The sequence below is a fragment of the Anaerococcus tetradius ATCC 35098 genome (assembly GCF_000159095.1).
Taxonomy (GTDB): Bacteria; Bacillota; Clostridia; order Tissierellales; family Peptoniphilaceae; genus Anaerococcus; species Anaerococcus tetradius.
This window is the reverse complement of sequence record NZ_GG666339.1, coordinates 1-679: the sequence shown is the minus strand read 5'-3', so window position 1 is coordinate 679 and position 679 is coordinate 1. Positions and strand designations below refer to the sequence as shown.

2 protein-coding genes are annotated in these 679 nt (G+C 28.4%); both read right to left on the bottom strand.

Translation table 11 applies throughout. From position 1 onward, the window contains the following. Nucleotides 1-25 precede the first annotated feature (25 nt). Nucleotides 26-190, bottom strand: coding sequence for a hypothetical protein (locus tag HMPREF0077_RS10840; protein ID WP_004837914.1), 165 nt, complete (start codon nucleotides 188-190; stop codon nucleotides 26-28). 69 nt (nucleotides 191-259) lie between these two features. Beyond that, nucleotides 260-679: ADP-ribosyltransferase (locus HMPREF0077_RS10050; protein WP_004837913.1), on the bottom strand; the 420-nt coding region annotated here is incomplete at its 5' end.

The following is a 679-nucleotide window of genomic DNA, read 5'->3' as shown; positions in this document are numbered from 1 at the left end:
CCTACACCTGTAAGTTTAGCTGTGCTTATTTTCTGTAATGTTTTTTGCCAAATTCTTCAATTTTTTTCAATCTTTTTTCAACAACTTTCTTGTCTTCATCTGATATTTTTTTAGGACTTTCTGCAGCGTATCTAGCCTCAATTATCTCAGCAACTTCATCTTCAGTAAGCTCTTCTTTAATTAGATTCATACTTTATCCTCCAATATATATACCATAAGATTATTATCGTTATAAATCATCTTATAGCTATTATTTTTATTAAGTAAAAATCCCTCTGTTTTTAAACCTAACATCAGCTAATTGTTCAACATAAGCTCCATTGACTCCTTTAGGAACTATAATAGCTACATTTGGAGATTTTTTCAAAACTCCTTTTTTAGTAACTGATGTACTTAAAAACTTTTGAACTTTTCCATTTAAGCTTTCAGGAAACTCTTCTTTCCTATAAACAATTATATCGTGTTTTAGTTTATTTTTCAATAATCCTTGTTCTATATTATAGGCATTTCTTAAGATTATTTCTTCTTCTTTTTCATTAGCTGGATCATATCTATTTTCTAAATATCCATTGATTTTCTCAAATAATCTAAGTCCATCACTATCCTTACCATTGTAGGTATATTTACCAATAGCTTTTATCTCATCATCACTTAGAGTTTGAATCCATTTCTCAGCATC

Coding starts and splice junctions, on each gene's coding strand:
- HMPREF0077_RS10840 (WP_004837914.1), bottom strand. CDS start 190: ATGAATCTAATTAAAGAAGAGCTTACTGAAGATGAAGTTGCTGAGATA.